The following is a 25,883-nucleotide window of genomic DNA, read 5'->3' on the forward strand; positions in this document are numbered from 1 at the left end:
GGGCAGCCCTCGTTCAGTGCCGCGCCAGTGCGCGCTCGATGAAGTGCCTGGGCACCGTCGGGCGGGGCACGCGCACGTCGAACCAGGCGCGCACGTCCTGCTCCAGCAGGAAACCGTGCATGAAGTTGTAGATGGCCTTCTTGAGCGCCAGGCCGAGGCGGTCGTGGTCCACACCCGTCGGGTCGGTGAAGCCGACGTCGTTGCGGGCAAAACTGCCCTCGGGCAAAGGCACGAGCTCGATGCCGTACTCGGCCGGGTTCAGGCCCACGGGGGAGTGCACCGTGCAGGCAAAGCGGTGAAAGAAGCCCGAATGGATGCAACCCTGCTCGAAGAGCTGGCGCACGTACTCCAGCGCGTCGACCGTGTCCTGCACAGTTTGCGTCGGGAAGCCGTACATGAGGTAGGCGTGCACCATGATGCCGGCGTCGGCGAAGGCCCGCGTCACGCGCGCGACCTGTTCGACGGACACGCCCTTCTTCATCAATTGCAGCAGGCGATCGGACGCCACCTCCAGGCCACCCGAGATGGCGATGCAGCCGCTGTCGGCGAGCAACTGGCACAACTCGGGTGTGAAGGTTTTTTCAAAGCGCACGTTGCCCCACCAGCTGATCTGCACACCACGGCGCAGCAGCTCTTCGGCCAAGGCGCGCAGCACCTTCGGGGGCGCGGCCTCGTCGACGAAGTGAAAGCCTGTCTGCCCCGTTTCGGCGACGATGGCCTCGATGCGATCGACCAGCACGGTGGCCGATGCCGCCTCGTAGCGCGAGATGTAGTCCAAGCTGACGTCGCAGAAGCTGCACTTCTTCCAGTAGCAGCCATGCGCCACGGTGAGCTTGTTCCAGCGCCCGTCGGACCACAGCCGGTTCATGGGGTTGAGCATGTCCAGCAGCGACAGGTAGCGGTGCAGTGGCAGACCGTCCCAGGTGGGTGTGCCGACGTCGTTGAAGGGCACGTCGGGCTCTTGCCATTGCATGAGCTTGACGGCGCCGGCATCGGTGCGAACGAAGGTGCGCACCAGGCGCTCGCGGCTGCGTCGGCCCTGCACGTGCTCCAGCAAAGCCAACAAGGGGCGCTCACCCGCGTCGAGCGTGACGAAATCGAAGAAGTCGAAGACGCGGGCCTCGGCCAGCTCGCGCAGCTCGGTGTTGACGAAGCCGCCGCCCAGCACGGTGACGACACCGGGGTGGTGGGCCTTGATGGCCTGGGCGATGCGAAAGGCCGCGTACACATTGCCGGGGAATGGCGCCGACAGCAGCACCACCGTGGGTCGGTGGCGAGCGATGGCGTCGAGCGTCAGCTCGGTCAGCGTGGTGTCGATCAGGTTGGGCGGCGCAGCCAGCGCGGCCGCCAGCGGCTCGAAGCTGGGCTGGCTCATGGCGATCTGCTCGGCGTAGCGCACGAACTCGAAGCGCGCATCGATGGCATCGCGCAGCACGTCGGCCAGGTCGTTGAGGTAGAGCGTGGCGACGTGCCGTGCGCGGTCCTGCAGCCCCAAGGCGCCAAAGGCCCAGGCCAGTGGGTCGCCTCCGTCGTCATCGGCCAGCGCGCCAGCGTAAGCCTCCAGCGAGGCAAAGCGCGGGCCTTCAGGCAGGTAGCCTCGGCCGGCGATGCGGTGGGCCAGCGTGGCGTCCGTGCCTTGCAGGAAGGAGATGACGCGCTCGATGGTGGCGAGGTAGGCGTCGGCCTGATCCATGAACGAGGCCACGGCGGCGCTGCGGGCCTTCGCCGGCATGGCGTCGGCCACGGCCCTGACCCGAGACAGGCCCTCGCGCGAGAGCAGACGCAGCACCAGCGCCAGCGCCAGGTCTTCCTGCTGCGCCTGCACGCCTTGCGACCGCAGGAACCCGGTGAGGTAGGCGGTGGACGGGTAAGGCGTGTTGAGCTGCGTCATCGGCGGGATGAGCGACAGCACGCGAGGCGACTCTTGCGGCATGCAGGCGAGGTTGGGGGCTGGGGTGGCGAGATTGTGCCAGCGAGGGTTCGGGCGGCGCTTCATGAAGGTGTGTTGCCCACGGCGTGAATCCATCACGTGCATGGCGGAAATGACGGCATTCGCCCCCTGTTGGCGGGGGGTGACGGCGCCCCGCTCAGCGACCCGAACGCCTAGGATCCAAACCGTTGTACATGTTGTAACAAGCGCACCATGAAACCCATCCGAATCGCCACCCTGTCTGTCCTGCTGCTCGCAGCCTTCACCGCCCGCGCTGAGTCGCTGGTCGTCAACGGCTCACTCAACGGCAGCATCGCCAACATGGATGTGCCAACCGGCTGGACGGTGCTGGCAGGCACGCCCGACACGATGGACCCGACGAGCAACGTCGGGGTGTCGGGCTGGCTTTCCTTTGGCGTTGCGCCCACCGATTCGCCCGATGGCGGCACCTGGGTGGGCCTGGGCGCCAACGGCAGTTACTTCGAGAGTTTCGGCCAGACCCTCAGCGGTCTGAGCATCGGACAGACCTACACCGTGAGCTGGAAGGCCGCCAACTTCGGCGTCAACAACTCGGTCGACTCCTACCTGGGCAGCAACGCGATCGGCGTGATGCTCGACGGCGCCAGCATCGGTCAGGGTGCGACGCTGAGCCTGTCTTCGAGCTGGGCCACCCAGTCGCTGACATTCGTGGCCACTTCGGCATCTCAGCTGCTGTCCTTCCGCCTGGCCCACGCCGACAAGGCCTACCTGGGCATCGACGGCATCTCGGTGACGACTGGCGGCGTGACCCCGGCGGTGCCCGAGCCCTCGAGCTGGCTGCTGCTGGCCATGGGCGTGGCGGCCGTGGGCGCGATGCGTCGCCGCCAGGCCTGATCGCCCTCTTCGCGCACCACCTCACCCAGGGCCCTCTTCAGGGCCCTTTGAGTTTGCGCCACAAAGTCGTGCGGCTGATGCCCAGTTGACGCGCGGCTTGCGCGCGGTCGCCGGCGCAGGCAGCCAGCACGGCTTCGATGCGAGACCTCTCGCCCGGCATCGAGCCCGCGCCCATGCTCATGCCCATGGCGCCGATTGGCTGGGCCCCCCCCCCTGAGGCGAACAGCTCGGGAGCCAGGCTGCGCAGCATGTCCCGAGCCTGCTGCGGCGTTTGCAACCCACGCAGGTCCTCGTCGGCCACGCAAGCCAGCAAGCGCTCGACCACGTTGTCGAGCTCGCGCACATTGCCCGGCCACGGGTGACTCGGAGCCTGCTGCAACAGGGCTGCGAGCAGGGGCGACATCGCCTGCCCGCGCTGCAACCACACCGAGCGCTGAGCGGGCGCGCCCGCGGCACTCAGGCGAAGGAGTTGGCGCTGCAGCAGGGCCTGCACGATCTCGGGCAGGTCTTCGAGGCGCTCGCGCAAGGCGGGCACCTCGATCCGCAGGATGTTGAGCCGGTAGTAGAGGTCGAGTCGGAACGTGCCTTGCGCCACGCGCTCAGCGAGATCCCGGTGCGTGGCGGCGATCACGCGCAGCTGAACGGGCACGGGCTCGGTGGCCCCCACGCGCAGCACCTCTCGCTCTTGCAAGACGCGCAGCAAACGGGTCTGCAAGGGCAGCGGCATCTCGCCGATCTCGTCGAGGAAGATGGTGCCCCGGTGTGCCGCCTCGAACAGCCCGACCTTGCCACCCCGACGTGCACCGGTGAAGGCCCCTTCTTCGTACCCGAACAGCTCGCTTTCGAGCAGCGCCTCGCTCATGGCTGCGCAGTTGACGGCGACGAAGGGCATGTCACGGCGATCGCTGGCGCGGTGAATGCCTTGAGCCACCAGCTCCTTGCCTGTGCCGCTCTCGCCCAGCAGCAGCACGGTGGCCGGGCTTTGCGCGCAGCGCTCGGCCAGTGCCTGCACGCGCTGGGCAGCGGCACTGCGCCCGACGAAGCCCGACAGCTCGTAGCGCGATCGGGCCGCCTGGTGCGGCTGGATGCGTGCGCGGATGTGCCGGTCAACCCGCTGGATGGAGATGGGGTCCTGCGCCGTGAGCACCGCGCCGGTCAGCACCCCTTGCTCGAGGATGGGCTGTCGGCTGACGATCAGCGCCTTGCCCTTGACGCGCTCGATCGACTCGAGCTCCGGCTGCCCCAGGCGCAAGGTGTTTTGCAGGCTCAGCTCCGGGCAGACGCGTCCGAGCACCTGCCCGATCCAATCGGTGGGCGCCACGCCCAGCCACTGAGCCATGCGCGGGTTGAGCGTCAGGATGCGCTCGCCCTGGTCCACGGCGATGACGCCATCGCTGACCTGGGCCAGGATGGTGTTGAGCCGCTCACGCTTGGCCTGCTCGATGCGCGCCGCCCTCGCCACCTCGACCGCGTCTTCCAGCGCCGCACGCACCGCATCCATCGAATACAGAAATAGCCCGGGCAAGCCCAGCTGCTCGGCCACGTCCACGGCCACCCCGCTGCCCACCACCACGCCCACGCCGGCCTGCTGCAACTCGCGCACGCAGGCTCGGGCCTCGTCTTCGGTGCGGTAGCTGCGCTGAGCCACGTCGAAATCGAACAGGCGATCGAAGCGGCTGAGGTCGGGCGCCATGCCCTCGTAAGTGACCAGGCCGATGCGGTCAGCCAGTCGCCTGGCCTGCGACAGGGCCTGCATCAAATCGAAGCCCCCCACTTTGACCAGCACCACCGGCACGTCCAGGTGCTGGCGCAGGTAACCGCCGTTCGAGCCGGCGGCCACCACCACGTCCACGGGCTGCAGCGCCTGCAGGTCCTTGACGCGCGCCACGGCCTGCTCGAAGCCCACGTCCAACACGTCGACGCTGGCCCGGTCGGCCACATCGGCCGCCAGCTCCTGCAGCATCTTGTTGATGCGTCGGTAGCCCACCGCAACGATGCGCGGCGGGGCGCTGGTCTGGGTGGCTCGCCTGAGGGGCGCGGCGGCCGACAGGCCGTCAGCGGGAGTTGAGGAAACGGGCATGGTCAGAGGCTGGGCAGCTTGTTGCGAACAGACGGGTCGGCGCTCCGTTTCAACATTGTTTCACGTTTCAGGCAAAACGTTTCACAAATGGAACATGCGCCACTGCCTGCACCCGACACCCATGCGCACCACTTCCCCTCGCGACCAATCAAATCAAGGACTTACCCCAAGTGCACGTTGCACACTCCCCGCCATGATCGCCCTGGCACACGCGTTGCGCTGTCCGTGTGAACCGTCCTTCACTCCACGGAGAACCACATGGCTCAACTGTCCGCCGGCGCCCGTTTCCGCCAGGCCCTCAAAGAAGAAGCGCCCCTGCAGGTCATGGGCACCATCAACGCGAACCACGCGCTGCTGGCCCAACGCGCGGGCTTCAAGGCCATCTACCTCTCGGGTGGCGGTGTGGCCGCGGGCTCGCTGGGCCTGCCCGACCTGGGCATCAGCGGCCTGGAAGACGTGCTCATCGACGTGCGCCGCATCACCGACGTCTGTGACACGCCTCTGCTGGTCGACATCGACACCGGCTTCGGCCCCAGCGCCTTCAACATCGAGCGCACCGTCAAGAGCCTGATCAAGGCCGGCGCCGCGGCCTGCCACATCGAAGACCAGGTCGGCGCCAAGCGCTGCGGCCACCGCCCCGGCAAGGAAATCGTCACCACCGAAGAGATGGTCGACCGCGTCAAGGCCGCCGCCGACGCCAAGACGGACAAGGACTTCTTCCTGATCGCCCGCACCGACGCCATCCAGGTGCACGGCGTGGACGCCGCCATCGAACGTGCGATCAAGTGCGTGGAAGCCGGCGCCGACGGCATCTTCGCCGAGGCCGCTTACGACCTCGAGACCTACAAGAAGTTCGTCGACGCCGTGAAGGTGCCCGTGCTGGCCAACATCACCGAGTTCGGCAAGACCCCGCTGTTCAGCGTCGACGACCTGCGCCCCACGGGCGTGGGCATGGTGCTCTACCCGCTGAGCGCCTTCCGCGCCATGAACAAGGCCGCCGAAGCTGTCTACACTGCCATCCGACGCGACGGCCACCAGCGCAACGTGGTCGACATCATGCAGACCCGCGAAGAGCTGTACGACCGCATCGGCTACCACGCGTTCGAGGGCAAACTCGACGCGCTGTTCGCCGCCAAGAAGTGATCCTTTCATCCGCCACTGCTTTCAATTGGAGAGACGCAACATGAGCGCCACCCCTGAGACCACCACCACCCCCGGTTTCAAGCCCAAGAAGTCGGTCGCCCTGTCCGGCACCGCCGCCGGCAACACCGCCCTGTGCACCGTGGGCCGCACTGGCAATGACCTGGCTTACCGCGGCTACGACATCCTCGACGTCGCCACCACCTGCGAATTCGAAGAAATCGCCCACCTGCTGGTGCACGGCAAGCTGCCCAACGTGGCCGAACTCGCTGGCTACAAGGCCAAGCTGAAGTCGCTGCGCGGCCTGCCCAACGCCGTCAAGGTCGCGCTGGAGCAGCTGCCGCCTTCGAGCCACCCGATGGACGTGATGCGCACCGGCGTGTCGGTGCTCGGTTGCGTCAAGCCCGAGAAGGAAGACCACAACCACCCCGGCGCCCGCGACATCGCCGACAAGCTGATGGCCTGCCTGGGCTCGATGCTGCTGTACTGGTACCACTTCGCCTACAACGGCAAGCGCATCGACGTGGAAACCGACGACGACTCGATCGGCGGCCACTTCCTGCACCTGCTGCACGGCGAGAAGCCGCGTGACAGCTGGGTGCGCGCCATGCACACCTCGCTCATCCTGTACGCCGAGCACGAGTTCAACGCCTCGACCTTCACGTCGCGCGTGGTCGCCGGCACGGGCTCCGACATGTACTCGGCGCTGTGCGGCGGCATCGGTGCCCTGCGCGGCCCGAAGCACGGCGGCGCCAACGAAGTGGCCTTCGAAATCCAGAAGCGCTACGACAACCCGGACGAAGCCGAGGCCGACATCCGCGCCCGCGTCGAACGCAAGGAAGTCGTGATCGGCTTCGGTCACCCCGTCTACACCGTGAGCGACCCGCGCAACGTGGTCATCAAGAAGGTGGCGCAAGACCTGTCCAAGGAACAGAACAACACCAAGATGTACGACATCGCCGAACGCCTCGAGTCGGTGATGTGGGAAATCAAGAAGATGTTCCCGAACCTCGACTGGTTCTCGGCTGTGAGCTACCACATGATGGGCGTGCCCACCGACATGTTCACGCCGCTGTTCGTGATCGCCCGCACATCGGGCTGGTCGGCCCACGTGATCGAGCAGCGCATCGACGGCAAGATCATCCGTCCTTCGGCCAACTACACCGGCCCGGAAGACCAGAAGTTCGTGCCGCTGAAGGACCGCAAGTAATTCAGCAACGAGGGCGCCGATGGCGCCCTTTCAACTTCCAGCGTTGCAGCCCGGTGGGCTGAACCCCCAGCCTCCCCGCCTGCTTCGCCACCTGCCTCGATCTCCGCCCCACACGGTCATGAGCCACATCAACACCCATTTCCGCAAGCCGCTGCCCGGCACCTCCCTCGATTACTTCGACACGCAAGCCGCCGTCGAAGCCATCCAGCCGGGCGCCTGGGCCACCCTGCCCTACACCGCCCGCGTGCACGCCGAGAACATCGTGCGCAAGGCAGACCCGGCCATCGTCACCGATTGCCTCAAGCAGATCGTCGAGCGCAAGCGCGACCTCGACTTCCCCTGGTTCCCGGCCCGCGTGGCCTGCCACGACATCCTGGGCCAGACCGCCCTGGTCGACCTGGCTGGCCTGCGTGACGCCATCGCAAAAGAAGGCGGAGATCCGGCCAAGGTGAACCCGGTGGTGCCCGTGCAGCTGATCGTGGACCACTCGCTGGCCGTGGAGTGCGGCGGGTTCGACAGCCAAGCCTTCCAGAAGAACCGCGACATCGAGGAGCGCCGCAACGAAGACCGCTTCCACTTCATAGAGTGGACGAAGAAGGCCTTCGCCAACGTGGACGTGATTCCCGCGGGCAACGGCATCATGCACCAGATCAACCTGGAGAAGATGTCGCCCGTGATCCACTCGGACAACGGTGTGGCCTACCCCGACACCTGCGTCGGCACCGACTCGCACACCCCGCACGTGGACGCGCTGGGCGTGATCGCCATTGGCGTGGGCGGCCTCGAAGCCGAGAACGTGATGCTGGGCCGGGCTTCGTGGATGCGCCTGCCTGAAATCGTGGGCGTGAAGCTCACCGGCCAACGTCAGCCGGGCATCACCGCCACCGACGTGGTGCTGGCGCTGACCGAGTTCCTGCGCAAGAACAAGGTCGTGGGCGCGTACCTTGAGTTCCATGGCGAGGGTGCGTCGAAGCTGACCATCGGCGACCGCGCCACCATCTCGAACATGGCCCCCGAATACGGCGCCACCGCCGCCATGTTCAGCATCGACGAGCAGACGCTGGAGTACCTGACCCTGACCGGCCGCAGCGCCGAGCAGGTCAAGCTGGTCGAGACCTACGCCAAGACCGCCGGCCTGTGGTCCGACTCACTGAAGAACGCCGTGTACGAGCGCAACCTCGAGTTCGACCTGTCGAGCGTGGTGCGCAACATGGCCGGCCCGTCGAACCCGCACGCCCGCGTGGCCACGAGCGATCTCGCCTCCAAGGGCATCGCCGGTCAATGGGCCATGCCCAAGGCTGAAGAAGGCACCATGCCCGACGGCGCCGTGATCATCGCTGCCATCACCTCGTGCACCAACACGTCGAACCCGCGCAACGTGATCGCGGCCGCCCTGCTGGCCCGCAACGCCAACAAGCTGGGCCTGACGCGCAAGCCCTGGGTCAAGTCTTCTCTGGCCCCTGGCTCGAAGGCCGTGGAGCTGTACCTCAAGGAAGCCAACCTGCTGGGCGACCTGGAAAAGCTCGGCTTCGGCATCGTGGCCTTTGCCTGCACCACCTGCAACGGCATGTCAGGCGCGCTGGATCCGGTCATCCAGAAGGAAATCGTCGACCGCGACCTCTACGCCACCGCCGTGCTCTCGGGCAACCGCAACTTCGACGGTCGCATCCACCCGTATGCCAAGCAGGCCTTCCTGGCCTCGCCCCCGCTGGTCGTGGCTTACGCCATCGCCGGCACCGTGCGCTTCGACATCGAAAACGACGTGCTGACGGTTGTGGACGGCAAGGAAATCCGCCTGAAGGACATCTGGCCGTCTGACGAAGAGATCGACGCCGTGGTCAAGGCCGCTGTGAAGCCCGAGCAGTACCGCGCCGTGTACGAGCCCATGTTCGCCATCCAGGCCGACAAGGGCGAGAAGGTCAGCCCGCAGTACGACTGGCGCCCGATGTCGACCTACATCCGCCGCCCGCCTTACTGGGACACCGAAGGCGTCGGCGCCCTGGCCGCCAACCCGCGCACGCTCAAGGCCATGCGCCCGCTGGCCATCCTGCCGGACAACATCACCACCGATCACCTGTCGCCTTCCAACGCGATCCTGATGAACTCGGCCGCCGGTGAGTACCTGCACAAGATGGGCCTGCCGGAAGAGGACTTCAACTCCTACGCCACCCACCGTGGCGACCACCTCACCGCCATGCGCGCCACCTTCGCCAACCCCACGCTCAAGAACGAGATGGTGCGCAAGGAAGACGGCAGCATCAAGGTGGGCTCGTGGGCCCGCGTGGAGCCCGAAGGCCAGGTCATGCGCATGTGGGAGGCCATGGAGACCTACCTCAACCGCCGCCAGCCGCTGATCATCATCGCCGGCGCCGACTACGGTCAGGGCTCCTCGCGTGACTGGGCCGCCAAGGGTGTGCGCCTGGCGGGTGTGGAAACCGTGGTCGCCGAAGGCTTCGAGCGCATCCACCGCACCAACCTGATCGGCATGGGCGTGCTGCCCCTGGAGTTCAAGCCGGGCACCACCCGCCTGACCCTGGGCCTGGACGGCACCGAGACCTTCGACGTGGAAGGCGACCTCAAGCCGCGCGCCGACCTGACCCTGGTGATCCACCGCAAGAACGGCGAGACCGTGAAGATGACCGTGACCAGCCGCCTGGACACCGCCGAAGAGGTGTCGGTGTACGAGGCCGGCGGCGTGCTGCAGCGCTTCGCGCAGGACTTCCTGGCAGCCAACAAGGCGGCCTGATCTCGATCGGTCCGTTCCGAGAGGGGGCATCAGGGCAACCTGGTGCCCCTTGGTTTTCGTTCGAGCCCGCAGCGATAAGATCCTCCGCACATTCCAGCCTTTCAGAGAGACCGGCCCGGCCCACGCGACCAGGCCGACGCACCCATGAGCAAGACCCCACACGGAGACGGCATTGAATCGGCTGCGTGGCTTCGGCGAGCCACCGCTGTCCTGGCGGCAACGCTGTGCGGCCTGGGTGCCATTTTCTGGCTCGCCGCCAACTGGGCCGCGCTGGCGCGCACCACGCAGTTCGGGCTGCTGCAGGCCTCGCTGCTCGCTGCCGGTGTCGTCGCCATGTGGCGTCCAGCTTGGCGCCCTGCATCCGCCTTGTTGCTCTTTCTGCTCTCGGGTGGGCTGCTCGCGCACATCGGCCAGACCTACCAGACCGGCGCAGACCCCTGGCAGCTTTTCGCGCTGTGGGCCCTCCTGGGGCTGCCCATGGCCTGGGGCACCCGCCACGACGCCACCTGGTCGGCCTGGGCCATGGTCGCCATGACCGCCGTGTCGCTGTGGCTGACGGCGAACACCGAAAGCGCCTGGCTGGCCCGCGACCAGGACGTAGCCACCCACGTGCTGGCCTGGATCGCATCGGGCGTCATCGCGATCGGCCTGAGCTCCCCTGTGCGCCCGTGGATGGGCACCGGCGCCTGGAGCCAACGACTGGCCCTGACCCTGTTCACCATCGGCGTATCGAGCCATGCCGTCGCCAACTTGCTGGCCGACGGCGGCGTTCGGGTCTACGGCCTGGGCTTGCTGGTGATGGGCGCGGGCGCGGGACTCTTGTCGCGCCCCCGCTGGTTCGACCTGTACGGCTTGAGCGTCCTGACCCTGGGGCTCAATGTGTGTGTCGTGAGCGGACTGGGGCGCTGGTTGCTGGAAGGCACACGAGGGGATGCCTTGGGCGCCTGGTTGCTCCTGGGCCTGCTGGCAGCGGGCTTGCTGGGTGCCTCGGTGAAGGGCGTGATGCACATCGCGCGCGAGCACGGGGAACCAGCATGAGCACACCCTCTCGCCCTTGGCCTGTCGTCCTGCTGAGCGCCCTCGGTGCATGGCTGGCAGCGATCCCCTTCTTCGCGGTGGCCGTCTTGTTGATGGAACCCCTGCTGCGCGAGCAGGAAGGCGCCTTGCTCGCCGGGTTGCTCATGCTGGCAGGTGCCCTGGCGCTGCTGCGCGCGCCCGCACGTTCGCTGTTCGTCGAAAACCTGGGCGTGCCCACCCTGCTCGCCGGCCTGACCTTGCTGGGCTGGGGCCTGAGCGCCCCACTGGGCTGGCAACCTGCCAGCGCCACCCTCGGTCTGATTGCCTTGGGCCTGGGGCCTGCGGTGCCACAAGCCTGGGTGCGCAACCTGCTGGGCGCGCTGGCCTGCCCATTGATGCTGGTGGCCTGCACGCAAGAGGCATGGTGGCGGGGTGACCGGGGGTGGTGGAGCCCATGGCTGACCTCGCACCTGGCGGTCGCCACCTGGCTGGGCTCTGTGGGGTGGTTGCGCCAGCGTGCCAGCACACACCCAGCGATCGCCGAAGCGGTCACCGACCTGGGTAACGGCTGGATCGCCTCCGCGCTGCTGGCCCTGGCCTGGTGGTCGGGCTCCACTTTCGTGCTGAACGAGCCACTCAAACTCGATGGCGCTCCAGCGTCACTCAGCCTCCAGGCCTCGTGGACCTGGCGGGGCCTCGACTTGGGGTCGGTCACCGTCGCCCTGGCAGCCATGTGGTGGCTGGCCTCGCACCGGTCAGCTTGGCGTCAGGCCTGGTGCGCCGGCCTAGCGGCAGTGGCGTGCGGGCTGGCTGCATTCATGCCCGCGCTGGGCGGTGTGCTGCTGGTGGCCGCCGCCTGCCTGACCACCCGGCGTCCGCGCATGGCCACCTGGGCCGGCGTCGTGGCGCTCTGGACACTCGGTGCCTTCTATCACCAGCTCGCCTGGCCCCTGGCCACCAAGGCCTTGGTGCTGTGCGGCGCCGGCGTGCTGCTGGGCGTGATCGCGGCCTGGGGCCAGCGCGCCGCCGGCAGCGAGGCAACGGGGGAGCACGCAAACACGTCCGCCCATTCAGCTCCCCTTGCCAGCCCACTCGCAGCGGGTGGTCACCGCCGCGCGGCCTTGGCGCTGGGCTCGGTGGCGATGCTGCTGGTGGCCAACATCGCGATCTGGCAAAACGAGGCCCTCATCCGCGATGGGCGCCCGGTCTACGTGGCGCTCGCCCCGGTTGACCCGCGCTCACTGATGCAAGGGGATTACATGGCCCTGCGCTTCGCCACCGACCGCGTGCCCGTCACCGCGTCGGCCGATCGCTCACCCGTGTACCTGGTGTTCAGGGTCGACCCACGCGGCGTCGCCACCGCCTTGCGCCAGCACCGAGGCGAGGCCCTTCAGCCTGACGAACTGATCATGCGCATGCGCCGTCAACACGGCAACTGGCTGCTCGTGACCGATGCCTTCCACTTCAAGGAAGGCGAAGCCCAGCGCTGGTCCGCCGCCCGCTTTGGCGAGTTCCGCGTCGAGCCCGGTGGACGGGCCTTGCTGGTCGGCCTGAGGGGCCCGAAGCTGGAGTCCCTTTGAAGCATCAGCCACCGACACACCGACCAACAAACCAGCGAAAATCCGGCGTGAAGACGCCGCCTCCTCCTCTCGAACCTCATCCGTGACCATGGCCCACCCCGCACAAGTGAAGATCCCTGCCACCTACATCCGTGGCGGCACCAGCAAAGGCGTCTTCTTCCGCCTTCAAGACCTGCCTGCCAGCTGCCAGCAGCCAGGCGAAGCGCGCGACAAGCTGTTCATGCGGGTCATCGGCAGCCCCGACCCCTACGCCGCGCACATCGACGGCATGGGGGGTGCCACCTCGAGCACGAGCAAGTGCGTGATCCTGTCCAAGTCCAGCGTGCCCGACCACGATGTGGACTACCTCTACGGCCAGGTCTCCATCGACAAGGTCTTCGTGGACTGGTCGGGCAACTGCGGCAACCTCTCCACCGCCGCCGGTGCCTTCGCCATCCACGCCGGCCTGGTCGATGCGGCCCGCATTCCTGAAAATGGCGTGGCCGTGGTCCGCATCTGGCAGGCCAACATCCAGAAAACCATCATCGCCCACGTGCCCGTGACCAACGGTCAGGTGCAGGAAACCGGTGACTTCGAGCTCGACGGCGTGACCTTCCCCGCCGCCGAGATCGTGCTCGAGTTCATGGACCCGTCGGACGACGGCGACGAGGGTGGCTCGATGTTCCCCACCGGCAACCTGGTCGATGACCTGGAAGTCCAGGGCCTGGGCACTTTCAAGGCCACCATGATCACGGCGGGCATCCCCACCGTGTTCGTCAACGCGAAGGACATCGGCTACACCGGCACCGAACTGCGCGAACAAATCAACACCGACCCCGAAGCACTCAAGCGCTTCGAAGCCATCCGCGTGGCCGGCGCCCTGCGCATGGGCCTGATCAAGACGCCCGAAGAAGCAGCCACCCGCCAGCACACACCCAAGATCGCCTTCGTGGCACCGCCCACCACCTACACGGCATCGAGCGGCAAAACCATCGCAGCCGCCGACGTGGACCTGCTGGTGCGCGCCCTCTCGATGGGCAAGCTGCACCACGCCATGATGGGCACCTGCGCGGTGGCCATCGGCACGGCAGCGGCCATCCCCGGCACCCTGGTCAACCAGGCGGCCGGCGGCGGCGAGCGTGAGGCGGTGCGCTTCGGCCACCCTTCGGGCACCCTCCGTGTGGGCGCTCAGGCCAAACAGGTCAATGGCCAGTGGACCGTCACCAAAGCCATCATGAGCCGCAGCGCCCGCATCCTGATGGAAGGCTGGGTGCGCGTGCCCGGTGACGCGTTCTGAGGTGAACACCGCAAGCGAGCCGGGCAACACGTCACGGCGCGCTCAGGGGCCGAAATCTTCACTACGAACTGACACATCCACGGGGTGTTTTCTTCCCCACACCCCCATGGATCGGTGGCAAGATGAAGGATCCGGCGCCCCTGGCGCCTCCCGGATTTTCACAGCATGAACGCATCCAAGCTCGCTCGCCGCACCCAGCGCACCCGCACCCTGGCCTTGTCCGCAGGCTTGGTGATCGGCATGGCCGCTGCAGCCATTGCCCCCCAACTGGTCCACGCCTCCAACGCCGTCAAAGCCTCCAAGTCGGTCATCAAAGGCGCGGCTCAGCCCGTTGAAAAGCCCTTGCAGCTGGCTGCGGCCACGCCCGAACAAATGGCGGCGCAAGAGCGCGTGCTCACCGGCTCGTACAACTGCGAGTTCGGCCAGCACATCTTGGTGCGTCACAACGAGGCCAACCCTGGCTACGTCGACCTGACCCTGGGCAAACAAAAGTGGCTGATGAAGCCGGTGCTGTCGGCCACCGGCGCCACCCGCCTCGAAGACGTGCGCGGCCAGGCCCTGCTGGTGCAGATCCTGACCAAATCCATGGTGCTCGACACCCGGACCGGCAAGCGCCTGGTGGACGCCTGCGTGCACGAGGTGCAGCGCAAGGCCGAGGCCGATCTGGGGGCCCAGCCAGCCCGCGCGTCCATCTTCGACGCCCCGCGCTGAAAAATCCCCCTCATTCGTCGCATGAAGTCCATTGATTTCATGCGGTCGTGGTGACATTCACCGCGGTGTAGGCGAAAATAGCAGGCTGCACGGAAATTGCATTTCCATGTGGTTGGAACGCTTGATTCGCCCCACCGCGGTGATTTTTTGTGCGCCACCCACGTGTCTGACACGTTTTTTGCCCATCCCAACCAGGTGAACACCATGTTGCAAGCCTATCGCCAACACGTTGCCGAACGCGCCGCCCTTGGCATCCCCCCTCTGGCCCTGTCGGCCACCCAAGTGGCCGAGCTGATCGAGCTGATCAAGAACCCGCCCGCTGGCGAAGACGCCTTCCTGCTGGACCTGTTGACCCACCGCGTTCCCCCCGGCGTGGACGACGCTGCCAAGGTCAAGGCTTCCTTCCTGTCGGCCGTGGCTCACGGTGATGTCGCCGTCAAGCTGATCTCCAAGGCCAAGGCCACCGAGCTGCTGGGCACCATGGTGGGCGGCTACAACGTCAAGCCCCTGATCGACCTGCTGTCCGACGCCGAAGTCGGCGGTGTGGCCGCTGACGCCCTGAAGAAGACCCTGCTGATGTTCGACGCGTTCCATGACGTGTCCGAGCTGTGCAAGGCCGGCAACGCCAACGCCAAGGCCGTGATGCAGTCGTGGGCCGACGCCGAGTGGTTCACCAGCCGCCCGCCCGTCGCCAAGAAGATCACCGTGACCGTGTTCAAGGTGCCTGGCGAGACCAACACCGACGACCTGTCGCCCGCTCCGGACGCCTGGAGCCGCCCTGACATCCCGATGCACTATCTGGCGATGCTCAAGAACACCCGTCCCGACGCGGCCTTCAAGCCCGAAGAAGACGGCAAGCGCGGCCCGATGCAGTTCATCGAAGACCTCAAGAAGAAGGGCAACCTGGTCGCCTACGTCGGCGACGTGGTCGGCACCGGTTCTTCGCGCAAGTCGGCCACCAACAGCGTGATCTGGGCCACCGGCGAAGACATCCCCTTCGTGCCCAACAAGCGCTTCGGCGGCGTGACCCTGGGCGGCAAGATCGCTCCCATCTTCTTCAACACGCAGGAAGACTCCGGCTCGCTGCCCATCGAAGTGGACGTGTCCAACTTCGAAATGGGTGACGTGATCGACATCTACCCGTACGACGGCAAGATCGAAAAGAACGGCGCCGAAGCCGCCAAGTTCGAACTCAAGTCGCAAGTGCTGCTCGACGAAGTGCAAGCCGGCGGCCGCATCAACCTGATCATCGGCCGCTCGCTGACCGGCAAGGCCCGTGAGTTCCTGGGCCTGCCCGCTTCCACCGCCTTCCGCCTGCCCCAGGCCCCGGCCGACAGCGGCAAGGGCTTCACCCTGGCCCAGAAGATGGTCGGCCGCGCCTGTGGTCTGCCCGAAGGCCAAGGCGTGCGCCCCGGCACCTACTGCGAGCCGAAGATGACCACCGTGGGTTCGCAAGACACCACCGGTCCGATGACCCGTGACGAGCTGAAGGACCTGGCTTGCCTGGGCTTCTCCGCTGACCTGGTCATGCAATCGTTCTGCCACACGGCCGCTTACCCCAAGCCCGTGGACGTGAAGATGCACCGCGAGCTGCCCGCCTTCATCAGCAACCGCGGCGGCGTGGCCCTGCGTCCGGGCGACGGTGTGATCCACTCGTGGCTGAACCGCCTGCTGCTGCCCGACACCGTCGGCACCGGTGGCGACTCGCACACCCGCTTCCCGATCGGCATCTCCTTCCCCGCTGGTTCGGGCCTGGTCGCCTTCGGCGCTGCCACGGGCGTGATGCCCCTGGACATGCCCGAATCCGTGCTGGTTCGCTTCAAGGGCAAGATGCAGCCTGGCGTCACCCTGCGTGACCTGGTGCATGCCATCCCCCTGTACGCCATCAAGGCCGGTCTGCTGACCGTGGCCAAGGCCGGCAAGAAGAACATCTTCTCGGGCCGCGTGCTGGAAATCGAAGGCCTGCCTGACTTGAAGGTCGAGCAAGCGTTCGAGCTGTCCGACGCCTCCGCTGAGCGCTCTGCCGCCGGTTGCACCATCAAGCTGAACAAGGAACCGGTTGCCGAGTACCTGAAGTCGAACATCGTTCTGATGAAGAACATGATCGCCAACGGTTACGCCGACGCCCGCACCCTGCAGCGCCGCATCGAAGCCCAGGAAGCCTGGCTGGCCAACCCGCAACTGCTGGAAGCCGACAAGGACGCCGAGTACGCCGCCGTCATCGAGATCGACCTGGCCGACATCAAGGAGCCGATCGTCTGCTGCCCGAACGACCCGGACGACGCCAAGTTCCTGTCCGAAGTCGCCGGCACCAAGATCGACGAAGCCTTCATCGGTTCGTGCATGACCAACATCGGCCACTTCCGTGCCGCTGGCAAGGTGCTCGAAGGCAAGAAGGACCTGCCGGTTCGCCTGTGGGTGGCCCCGCCCACCAAGATGGACGCCGCCGAGCTGACCAAGGAAGGCTTCTACAACACCTTCGGCCAAGCCGGTGCCCGCACCGAAATGCCGGGCTGCTCGCTGTGCATGGGCAACCAGGCTCAGATCAAGGAAGGCTCGACCTGCATCTCGACCTCGACCCGCAACTTCCCGAACCGCCTGGGCAAGAACACCAATGTGTTCCTGGGCTCTGCGGAACTGGCTGCTGTGGCATCGAAGCTGGGCCGCCTGCCCACACCAGCCGAGTACATGGCTGAAACCGGCGTGGTCACGGCCAACGCCGACTCGATCTACAAGTACATGAACTTCAACCAGATTGAAGAGTACGTGGAGACCGCCAAGGGCGTGACGGCCGCCTGAGCTCGCTCAGCGCCTGGGGCCTGACTGGCAACGGTTGGGCACCTTGACGAAAAACCCGCCCGGGCAACCTGGCGGGTTTTTTCATGCTCGCGCGAGACGCCCCGGGCGACTGCGCCGGGGGCAAGATCAGGTCTGCAGCCCGTGCTGTGCCCGCGCCTTGCGGCATTGCTCGTCGCCCACCTGCACCTCCCGGCAGGTCGACGAACGCAGCGGATGGATGCGGCAGGCCACGTGCCGACCCAGTTCGCCCTCCAGCGCCACGCAGCGCACGGGCTTGACCCCTGTGCCCACCATGCAGCGCAAAGTCGGGCTCACAGGCTGGGTCAGGCCCACGGGCACGGTGCCGCCGGGCGCGTCATCGGCTTCGGCCCAGTAAAAGGACACGCGAAACGTCGCGCAGCACGCACCACAGGCCTGACAGTCCCAGTCAGGCGTCATCGCCGCCACCATCCAGGGTCCTGGCCATGTTGCGCAGTCGGCACCCACCAGCCCTGGGCTCAGAACCCACCGCGCTCCAGCCAGGCTTCGAGCATGTCGAAGCGGTCGAAGCCCCAGAAGGGCTCGCCATCGACGATGACGAAGGGGCTGCCGAATACGCCACGCGCCTCGGCCGCACCCACCTCATGCTTGAGCTGGTCCTTGACGGCCGGGTCGGCCATGCCCTCGGCGATCGCGTCGGCATCAAGGCCAATGCCCTTGGCCACGGCGCACACCACATCGGCCTCACCGATGTTCTGCCCCTCGACATAGCAGGCGCGGTATAGCGCCAGGGTCAGGTCCTTGGCGGCCTGCTCGTTGCTGCGCGCCACGAACAGCACCGCGCGCGAGGCATGGTGCGAAGCAATCGGGAAAACAGAGGGCATCTTGAACGGGATGCCCGTCAGGCGCGAGATGCGCTCCCAGTCGCGCTTGACGTAGTCACGCTTGAGCGGCACCTGTGTCAGCGGCAACACGCCCGTGCTCTTGAAGATCACGCCCAGCAACAAGGGGTGCCAGTCCACCGTGCGGCCATGGCGCTGTGCCAGGGCCTCGATGCGTTCGGCCGCGAAGTAACCGTAGGGAGAAGAGAACTCGAAATAGAAGTCGATGGCAGCAGGCATGGGCTCTGGCTCGATACAAGGCCGTGGGGCCGTCAGCCTAGCATGAAGGTCACGCCCCATTGGGAAGCGACGGTGTCCTCTTCTCACCCCTGCGAGAGCAGGCCGCCCGGCTGACTGCAACAAACCCACGCAACACCCTATTCCGATTCGATCATCGTTGCGCGATATTCGGGAAACAAAAGATTTCAGTTTGCCAGGCTGCCGCAAAGCAGCAGGCCCCGACACACGATGAGAAACCAGGCCGAAGTCGCCACGCCCACGCGAACCTACCGAGGCGAGACCGCGCAAGCGCGCCGCGAGCAACGCCGCGCCAAGCTGCTCGAAGCCGCGCTGGACTGCTTTGCCACGCGCGGTGTGGCCCACACCACCATGCGCGACATCTGCTCGCAAGCGCGCCTGACCGACCGCTACTTCTACGAGTCGTTCCGCAACACCAAGGACGCCTACGAGGCCGTCGACAGCTGGCAAAAAGACCTGCTCGTGGCCCACGTCGCGGCAGCGATGTCCAACGCCCCACTCAGCTTGCTCGACCAAGCCAAGGCAGGCCTGAGCGCCCTGTACAGCTTTTTGCGCGAGGACGCCCGACGCGCCCACGTGCTGCTGCTAGACGGCTTCAGCGGAGCCGCCTTGCCCAACGCACAGGGCACCCAGGAGGCGCTGGCCCAGTACATCCCGCTGATCCGCGCAACGGCCCAAAGGCTGTACCCGCGCATGAACCCCAACTTTGACCTGGAGTTGATGGGACGAGGCTTGTTGGGCATGGCCGTTCAGGTCGGCACCGTGTGGGCTCGCAGCGGTTACGCCCACCCCCTGGACGAGGTGGTGGCCTACAACCTCTACGCGTGGCGCGGCCTGAACGAATGGGTCAACGAGCTGAGCGAAACCCCGCGCGCGGCCTGATCTGCATGCCCCGCGGCCTGGCCAGACGGGTGAATGCCTGACAACAGGACACCGCCTGGGTGCCCGCGCCCTACACTGCCGCCCATGATGGACGCGTTCACCCTGATCACCGGCTTGGCCTCCCTGCTCGGGTTCGCCATGCAGATCTTCGACATTTTCCCGACCCACGCCAAGGGCCGGCAAGCGATCTGGATGCTGCTGCTGGGCGCGTTCCTGGGGGGCATCCTGGCCACCACCAACTGGCAAGGCATGGAGCTCTCCCTGGTCTGGGACGGGTTCACCTTGAGCATGACGGCCCTGGCCGCCTTGGTGGTGTTCTTCGCGCTGGCAGCCGCCTTCACGGCAGACACGCGGCGCAGGCGCGGCTTCTACATCGTGGGCGGCATCGCCGCCCTGGCGTTCACCATCGCCACCTCGGTGGGCGCACTGGTGGGCACGGTGACCGACAGCAAGCTGCTCAAGCAGAACGTGGTCAACGAGCAGGAACTGGTCTGGCTGATCGAGCGCGCCAGCGAACGCGGCGACCAGGAGCGCGCCCTGCACCACGTCGAATCCCTGCTTGACCGACTCGACAAAGACAACGAACAGCGCGCGACCTGGAAGGCTCGCAGGGACGAGTTGCGCGCGTCGATGAAGCGACGCGATTGAGCGCGACACCTCATCCTCGTTGCGCTGCGGCGATCAAATATTTCTGTGTTGACAGAAATTTCTGATTGAACATACACTGCAGCCATGGAACTCACCGACACCGCCCGCCAATTCGTCGTCCACTGGGGAGAGATGGGCTCTGCCTGGGGTGTCAATCGCACCGTGGCCCAGATCCACGCGCTGCTGTTTTTCCATGGCCGCCCCCTGCACGCAGAAGAGATCGCCGAGACCTTGGGCGTGGCCCGCTCCAACGTGAGCACCAGCCTCAAGGAACTGCAAAGTTGGCAACTGGTCCGCACCACACATGTGCTCGGGGACCGTCGCGACTACTTTGAATCCGCCTCGCACGATGTCTGGGCCTTGTTCACCACCATCGTCAAGGAGCGCAAGGAGCGAGAGTTCGACCCGACCACGCGCCTGCTGGAGCAACTGGTGGCGTCACCTCAATTCGCCAGCGAAGCCGCGGACACCCAGGACCGCGTCAAAGAGACCCTGCGCTTCATGACCGCGCTGGGCGCCTGGTCAGACGAGATGCTGCGCTTGTCGCCCTCCACCCTGGAGAAGGTGCTGAAGATGGGCGCCAGCGTGCAGAAGTTCGTCCGAGGAAGTTGACCCTTTTTTTGCCCCAATATTTCTGTCATTTCAGAAATTTCCATCAGAACAGGAGAACGCCATGCCTGCCTACCCCCTGACGCTGTACTACGACGCCAGCTGCCCGCTCTGCCATGCCGAGATGCACAACCTGATGCTGCGCAACGAAGATGGCAGGCTCGCCTTTGTCGATGCCTCGGCCCGGGACTTCGCCTCGCCGGTCGCTGGCATCGATCGCGATCAGATGATGGCCGCCATGCACGGCGTGTGGGCGGATGGTGCCGTGAGCCAGGGCGTTGACGCGATCCACGCCGCTTATGTCGCCGTGGGGCTGGGGCACGTCACCGCCTTCACCCAGTGGCCTGTGATGAACGCCGCCCTGGCTTGGCTCTACCCCCGGTTCGCCCGCCGTCGCCAATGGGTGCCGCGCTGGCTGGTGCGGGCGGTGCTCGAAGGCCCCATCCGCAGGTCGGCACAGGCAGCGCACGCGCGCATGAACTGCAGCGCCGCAGGCTGCCCACTGCCTGAGCACCACGATCAACCCTCGACCCAAGGAGACGCATCATGAGGGTCCTGGTGTGTGGCGCTCGGGGCTTCATCGGTGCCCGCGTGGCGAGCGCATTGCAACAGGCTGGGCACGATGTGCTGCTCGGGGTTCGTGCGCCAGCCCATGGGCAAGTCCGTGAACGCCGGGTCGATTTCCTGCGGTGGCGCCAGCCTGAGGCCTGGCGAACGACACTGGTGGACGTGGACGCGGTGGTCAATGCCGTGGGGGTCCTGCGCGACAGCCCCCGTCAACCCATGCAGGCCATCCACGCAGAAGTTCCGCAAGCCTTGTTCGAGGCCTGCGCGAGGCAGGGTGTGAGGCGGGTGGTCCACGTCTCAGCCCTGGGCATCGAAGGCAACCCGACGCTGTACGCGCGCAGCAAGCTCGCCGCCGAATCCGCCCTGCTGAGCAGGGTGAGGGACGGCCGCCTCGATGGCGTGGTGCTGCGACCGAGCATCGTCTTTGGCGAAGGTGGAGACAGCAGCCGGCTGTTCACCCTGCTGGCCAGGTCGCCACTGCTGTGCCTGCCTTCTCCCGTCATCCGGGCAAGGGTCCAGCCCATCGCCGTCGGCGAGATGGCCTTGGGTGTGGCCCGCCTCCTGACGCCCCAAGGCGCAGTGGTGCAAGGCGTGCTGAACGTGGTCGGGCCCGAGGCCCTGACGTTGGCGGACTTCATTGCCACCCTGCGTCGGCAGATGGGCCATGGGCGCGCCCGTGTCCTGCCCCTGCCCGACCTGCTGACCCGGTTGAGCGCGAGGCTGGGCGACGAGCTGCCCTGGGCGCCATGGTGCACAGAGACACTGAGCCTGCTGGCTCAGGACAATGTCGCAACCGCAGCGGCTTTCGAGCAGTTGCTGGGGAGATCGGCAACCAGCCCCGACCACCTGATGGCCTGCGCACCATGAACACGCAGATCACCTTGCCAACGCGCCCGGTGATCGCTGTCCTCGCGGCGATCTGGCTCGTCACAGCCCTTGCCAGCGCCTGGACGGCCAACACCATCGGGCCGAACTTGCTGGCGGCACAGCCGGGCTTGCCGCCGAGCTGGCACCCCTGGCTGATATGGGGTGGCGCCGCCCTGGACCTGGTGCTGGGCCTGGCCATGTGGCTGCGCCCAGGCCGCGTGGTCTGGGCGGTGGCGCTGACCGCAACGCTGGGCATGACCGCTGTGGCCACCTGGATCGATCCGACGCTGTGGTGGCACCCGCTGGGGCCACTCACCAAGAACCTGCCCATCATCGCCTTGCTTTGGGCCTTGCAGAGAGCTTCATCATGACCGCCTACCTTGTCCTCAAGTGGTTCCACATCTTGTCCAGTGTGTTGATGGTCGGCACAGGCTTCGGCTCGGCCTTCTACATGTTCTTCATCAACCGCACCGGCTCGGTCGAGGCACAGGCCCTGGTGAGCCGGCTGGTGGTGCGGGCGGACTGGTGGTTCACGACCCCCACGGTGATCCTGCAACCGCTGTCAGGGCTGGCGCTGGCACACATGGCCGGCTGGCAACTGGACAGCCCCTGGATCGTGTGCGCACTGGCGCTCTATGCATTGGCTGGCCTGTGCTGGTTGCCCGTGGTCGTGTTGCAGTTGCGGATGGCGGCCATGGCCGAGCAGGCCTGGCAAAAGGGCGAGCCACTGCCCGAGGCCTACCATCGCCACGCACGCCTGTGGACGTGGCTGGGCATTCCCGCGTTCACGGCGATGCTGGCGGTGTACTACCTGATGGTGGCCAAGCCGCCCCTGTGGGCCTGACCGACCAGGCCTCGGGTGACCGCTCCCGCCGCAGCGAGATAATCGCCGTTTTGTGGCTCTCGCAGGCCGGGCCTGACCCGCCTGCCCGCTGTGCATGCCTGATCTGGCTCCCCCGTCGGCCCCGATGTCCCTGCTGCCCTCGCAGAAAAGTCCCCCGCCGACACGCCGCCCCCAAGGCGGCTTCATCCTGACTGCGGCCTTGATGGCCCTGGCCGCGGGCGCCATCGCCGTGCTGGCCCTGCTCTTGACGGCAGCGGTGCTCTACCCGCAGTTGCCAGACACCAGCGGCCTGGCGAACTACCAACCCAAACAGCCCCTTCGCGTCTACACCTCGGACGGGGTCGAGATCGGCGGCTTCGGCAGCGAGCGGCGCCAGTTCGTGCCGTTCGACAAGATCCCCAAGTTGATGCGCGACAGCCTGCTGGCCGTCGAGGACAGCCGCTTCTACGAGCACCACGGCATCGACCCGATCGGCGTGGCGCGCGCGGTGGTGGCGAACCTGACCGGTGGGCGCACACAAGGCGCCTCGACCATCACGCAGCAGGTGGCGCGCACCTTCTTCCTGACCCGCGAGAAGACGATCTCGCGCAAGCTCAATGAGGCGCTGCTGTCGCTCAAGATCGAGCACGAACTGAGCAAGGACCAGATCCTGACGCTCTACATGAATCAGATCTACCTCGGTGCGCGCTCCTACGGGTTTGCCGAGGCCGCACAGACCTACTATGGCAAGCCGCTGAGCGCGCTGACACCTGCTCAGTGCGCCATGCTGGCGGGGCTGCCGCAGAACCCGTCGTACGTGAATCCGATCAAGAACCCCTCGCGGGCCCGCGCACGCCAGCTCGTGGCCTTGTCGCGCATGCGCAGCGAGGGCGTGCTGACCGCAGAGCAATACGAAGCAGCCAAGGCCGAGAAGCCCTCCACCCGCGACCCCGGTGAAGCGGAGGTGCACGCCGAGTACGTGGCAGAAATGGCTCGCGCACAGGTCTACGCGCAGTACGGCGAGCAGGCCTACACCAGCGGCATGAAGGTGGTGACGACGCTGCGCGCGGCCGAGCAACAGGCTGCTTGGAAGGCCCTGCGCAAGACCCTGATCGACCGCGAGCTCGGCCTGGCCTGGCGTGGGCCCGAAGGCCACGAAGACCTGGAGAGCGGGCTGGCTGACACCGACCCGGCCGTCTCTCAGGTGCTGGCCGACCACAACGACGACGAGATGCTGCAGGTGGCCGTGGTCACGCAGGTCTCGCCCAAGCAGGTCACGCTGGTGCTGTCGGGTGGCGAGGTCATCCCGGTCAGTGGCAAGGGGCTGCGCCAGGTGCAGCCCGGTCTGAGCGCCAAGGCCAGCGACAAGCTGAAGCTGCGCCGAGGCTCGGTGGTGCGCGCGCTGCAGCAAGGCAGCAATTGGGTCATCACGCAGTGGCCCGAGGCCGAAGGGGCGCTGGTGGCGCTGGACCCTCGCGATGGCGCGGTGCGGGCCCTGGTCGGCGGCTTCGATTTCCAGCGCAACCAGTTCAACCACGTCACGCAGGGCTGGCGGCAGCCGGGCTCGAGCTACAAGCCCTTCCTGTACGCGGCTGCGCTGGAGAACGGCGTGATGCCTGAAACCCTGGTCAACGACGCCCAGCTCACGGTGGGCAACTGGAGCCCCTCGAACGCGGACGGACAGTTCGAGGGCCCCATGCCCCTGCACACGGCGCTGGCCAAGTCCAAGAACATGGTCAGCATCCGCCTGGTGCAGCTGATGGGCCCTCAGGCCGCTCGCACTTGGACAGGTCGCTATGGCTTTGACGTCGACAAACAGCCCGACAACCTGACGCTGGCCCTGGGTGCCGGCTCGACCACGCCCATGCAGCTGGCCAGCGCCTACGCGGTCATCGCCAACGGCGGCCTGAAGGTCAACCCGGTGGTGATCAGCCAGATCACCGATGGCACGGGCAAGGTGGTGTTCGAGGCCACCCCGAAGGTGCTCGATGAAAGCGACCGCGTGATCCCGGCCCGCAATGCCTTCCTGACCGGCACGCTGCTCAACGAGGTCACCCGCTCGGGCACGGCCGCGAAGGCGCAAGCCCAGCTTCGCCGCCCCGACCTGTACGGCAAAACCGGCACCACCAACGACGTGTACGACGCTTGGTTCGCGGGCTTTCAGCCGCGCCGGGTGGCCGTGGTCTGGCTGGGCCACGACACACCGCGCAGCCTGGGCAGCCAAGCCTCGGGCTCGTCGCTGGCTTTGCCGGCATGGATCCAGTACATGGGCACGGCCCTGGCCAAAGAGCCGGTGGTCGATATGCCGGTGCCCGAGGGCGTGGTGCGCACGGAGTCGGGCTGGCGCTACAGCGAATGGGCGTCGGGCGGCTTCATCGAAGAGCTGGGGGTGGACGATGCGCCCATCGACCCGAGCCTGATTCCCAGCCCGCCGCAGCCCGGCGAAACACCGAGCACCGAAGACAGGCTCAAGGGCTTCCTGGAGCGCTTATTCGGGCGCTGAGGCCTGAGCCCACCGGCCCAGGCTGCGCGCCGTCAGCCACAAGCGGCAGTCGAACTCCCACTGGTGGTAGTGCGGTGCCATGTGCGTGCACAGGTTGTAGAAGGCCTTGTCGTGCTCGCGCTCCTTGAGGTGCGCCAGCTCGTGCACGACGATCATTTCCAGGAACTCAGGCGGCGCCTCGCGAAACAGGCTGGCCACGCGGATCTCGCGCTTGGCCTTGAGCTGCCCGCCCTGCACGCGTGAGACGCGGGTGTGCGTGCCCAGCGCGTGCTGGATCACCTGGAGTTTGCTGTCGTAGGCCACCTTGCTGATGGGGTCGGCGCCGCGCAGGTAGCGGGCCTTGCGCTCCATGACGTGGTCGTACAGCGCCTTGTCGGTGCGCACATCGTGCACCTCGGGGTAGCGCTGGCGCAGCACCTCGCCGAGCTTGCCGGCGTCGATCAGGCCTTGCACCTGCTGCACGAGCGCGGGCGGGTAGCCCCCGAGGTAGCTCAGGGCTTTGAG

At 66.7% G+C, this 25,883-nt stretch carries 22 protein-coding genes; 17 read left to right on the forward strand and 5 right to left on the reverse strand.

Features of this window, described 5'->3' with window-relative positions:
* Positions 1-13 precede the first annotated feature (13 nt).
* A complete protein-coding gene (locus ABG80_RS12000; protein WP_058088160.1) occupies positions 14-1,933 on the reverse strand; it encodes a B12-binding domain-containing radical SAM protein in 1,920 nt (639 codons plus the stop codon).
* Positions 1,934-2,143: 210 nt separating this feature from the next.
* Between ABG80_RS12000 and ABG80_RS12005 the strand changes: the two genes are divergently transcribed.
* Entirely contained in the window at positions 2,144-2,803 is a 660-nt protein-coding gene (locus ABG80_RS12005; RefSeq protein WP_058087871.1) for a PEP-CTERM sorting domain-containing protein, read from the forward strand.
* A 37-nt stretch (positions 2,804-2,840) separates the two neighbouring features.
* Here the strand turns inward: ABG80_RS12005 and prpR are convergent, their stop codons facing one another.
* A complete protein-coding gene (gene prpR, locus ABG80_RS12010; RefSeq protein WP_083506047.1) occupies positions 2,841-4,883 on the reverse strand; it encodes a propionate catabolism operon regulatory protein PrpR in 2,043 nt (680 codons plus the stop codon).
* 258 nt (positions 4,884-5,141) lie between these two features.
* Here prpR and prpB point away from each other — a divergent pair, with 258 nt between their 5' ends.
* The 8 genes from prpB to acnB all read left to right on the forward strand — a co-directional run bounded on the left by prpB (position 5,142) and on the right by acnB (position 17,362).
* On the forward strand, positions 5,142-6,026 hold the full coding sequence (gene prpB / locus ABG80_RS12015) for a methylisocitrate lyase (RefSeq protein ID WP_058087872.1): 885 nt from the start codon (positions 5,142-5,144) through the stop codon (positions 6,024-6,026).
* Between the two features lie 40 nt (positions 6,027-6,066).
* The gene (gene prpC / locus ABG80_RS12020; RefSeq protein WP_058087873.1) at positions 6,067-7,233 is read left to right on the forward strand and encodes a bifunctional 2-methylcitrate synthase/citrate synthase; all 1,167 of its coding nucleotides are present in this window, start codon (positions 6,067-6,069) and stop codon (positions 7,231-7,233) included.
* 118 nt (positions 7,234-7,351) lie between these two features.
* Positions 7,352-9,979, forward strand: coding sequence for a Fe/S-dependent 2-methylisocitrate dehydratase AcnD (gene acnD / locus ABG80_RS12025; protein WP_058087874.1), 2,628 nt, complete (start codon positions 7,352-7,354; stop codon positions 9,977-9,979).
* A 144-nt stretch (positions 9,980-10,123) separates the two neighbouring features.
* Complete coding sequence (locus tag ABG80_RS12030) at positions 10,124-11,017, forward strand: DUF2157 domain-containing protein (RefSeq protein ID WP_058087875.1); 894 nt, start codon at positions 10,124-10,126, stop codon at positions 11,015-11,017.
* The gene (locus tag ABG80_RS12035; RefSeq protein ID WP_058087876.1) at positions 11,014-12,576 is read left to right on the forward strand and encodes a GDYXXLXY domain-containing protein; all 1,563 of its coding nucleotides are present in this window, start codon (positions 11,014-11,016) and stop codon (positions 12,574-12,576) included. Before ABG80_RS12030 ends, ABG80_RS12035 begins: the two co-directional genes overlap by 4 nt.
* Before the next feature lie 88 nt (positions 12,577-12,664).
* The gene (gene prpF / locus ABG80_RS12040) at positions 12,665-13,852 is read left to right on the forward strand and encodes a 2-methylaconitate cis-trans isomerase PrpF (RefSeq protein ID WP_058087877.1); all 1,188 of its coding nucleotides are present in this window, start codon (positions 12,665-12,667) and stop codon (positions 13,850-13,852) included.
* 165 nt (positions 13,853-14,017) lie between these two features.
* Positions 14,018-14,563, forward strand: coding sequence for a hypothetical protein (locus tag ABG80_RS12045; RefSeq protein WP_058087878.1), 546 nt, complete (start codon positions 14,018-14,020; stop codon positions 14,561-14,563).
* A 204-nt stretch (positions 14,564-14,767) separates the two neighbouring features.
* Entirely contained in the window at positions 14,768-17,362 is a 2,595-nt protein-coding gene (acnB, locus tag ABG80_RS12050) for a bifunctional aconitate hydratase 2/2-methylisocitrate dehydratase (protein ID WP_058088162.1), read from the forward strand.
* A 126-nt stretch (positions 17,363-17,488) separates the two neighbouring features.
* Here acnB and ABG80_RS12055 read toward each other — a convergent pair whose 3' ends face one another.
* Together ABG80_RS12055 and ABG80_RS12060 are read right to left on the reverse strand one after the other, a co-directional pair.
* The gene (locus ABG80_RS12055; protein ID WP_083506090.1) at positions 17,489-17,800 is read right to left on the reverse strand and encodes a YkgJ family cysteine cluster protein; all 312 of its coding nucleotides are present in this window, start codon (positions 17,798-17,800) and stop codon (positions 17,489-17,491) included.
* Positions 17,801-17,859: 59 nt separating this feature from the next.
* Complete coding sequence (locus tag ABG80_RS12060) at positions 17,860-18,462, reverse strand: 2-hydroxychromene-2-carboxylate isomerase (protein ID WP_058087880.1); 603 nt, start codon at positions 18,460-18,462, stop codon at positions 17,860-17,862.
* Between the two features lie 228 nt (positions 18,463-18,690).
* On the opposite strand from ABG80_RS12060, the gene ABG80_RS12065 reads away from it, so the two are divergent.
* From ABG80_RS12065 to ABG80_RS12100, 8 genes are all read left to right on the forward strand, one after another.
* Positions 18,691-19,362, forward strand: a complete 672-nt coding sequence (locus ABG80_RS12065) for a TetR/AcrR family transcriptional regulator (RefSeq protein WP_058087881.1) — start codon at positions 18,691-18,693, stop codon at positions 19,360-19,362.
* An 84-nt stretch (positions 19,363-19,446) separates the two neighbouring features.
* Positions 19,447-20,010, forward strand: coding sequence for a hypothetical protein (locus ABG80_RS12070; protein WP_058087882.1), 564 nt, complete (start codon positions 19,447-19,449; stop codon positions 20,008-20,010).
* A gap of 84 nt (positions 20,011-20,094) precedes the next feature.
* Complete coding sequence (locus tag ABG80_RS12075) at positions 20,095-20,622, forward strand: GbsR/MarR family transcriptional regulator (protein WP_058087883.1); 528 nt, start codon at positions 20,095-20,097, stop codon at positions 20,620-20,622.
* Between the two features lie 61 nt (positions 20,623-20,683).
* Positions 20,684-21,169, forward strand: coding sequence for a thiol-disulfide oxidoreductase DCC family protein (locus ABG80_RS12080; protein WP_058087884.1), 486 nt, complete (start codon positions 20,684-20,686; stop codon positions 21,167-21,169).
* Entirely contained in the window at positions 21,166-22,053 is an 888-nt protein-coding gene (locus ABG80_RS12085; protein WP_058087885.1) for an NAD-dependent epimerase/dehydratase family protein, read from the forward strand. The genes ABG80_RS12080 and ABG80_RS12085 overlap by 4 nt, the downstream gene beginning before the upstream one ends.
* A complete protein-coding gene (locus tag ABG80_RS12090) occupies positions 22,050-22,424 on the forward strand; it encodes a DoxX-like family protein (protein ID WP_058087886.1) in 375 nt (124 codons plus the stop codon). The genes ABG80_RS12085 and ABG80_RS12090 overlap by 4 nt, the downstream gene beginning before the upstream one ends.
* The gene (locus ABG80_RS12095; protein WP_058087887.1) at positions 22,421-22,897 is read left to right on the forward strand and encodes a DUF2269 family protein; all 477 of its coding nucleotides are present in this window, start codon (positions 22,421-22,423) and stop codon (positions 22,895-22,897) included. The genes ABG80_RS12090 and ABG80_RS12095 overlap by 4 nt, the downstream gene beginning before the upstream one ends.
* 124 nt (positions 22,898-23,021) lie before the next feature.
* Complete coding sequence (locus ABG80_RS12100; protein ID WP_235513839.1) at positions 23,022-25,379, forward strand: penicillin-binding protein 1A; 2,358 nt, start codon at positions 23,022-23,024, stop codon at positions 25,377-25,379.
* Here ABG80_RS12100 and ABG80_RS12105 read toward each other — a convergent pair.
* Positions 25,365-25,874: a YgjP-like metallopeptidase domain-containing protein gene (locus ABG80_RS12105; protein WP_058088164.1), complete on the reverse strand. Its 510-nt coding sequence runs from the start codon at positions 25,872-25,874 to the stop codon at positions 25,365-25,367. The two genes, ABG80_RS12100 and ABG80_RS12105, sit on opposite strands and share 15 nt — an antisense overlap.
* Positions 25,875-25,883: the final 9 nt, after the last annotated feature.

The organism is Aquabacterium parvum, assembly GCF_001447195.1.
Classification (GTDB): domain Bacteria; phylum Pseudomonadota; class Gammaproteobacteria; order Burkholderiales; family Burkholderiaceae_C; genus Aquabacterium; species Aquabacterium parvum.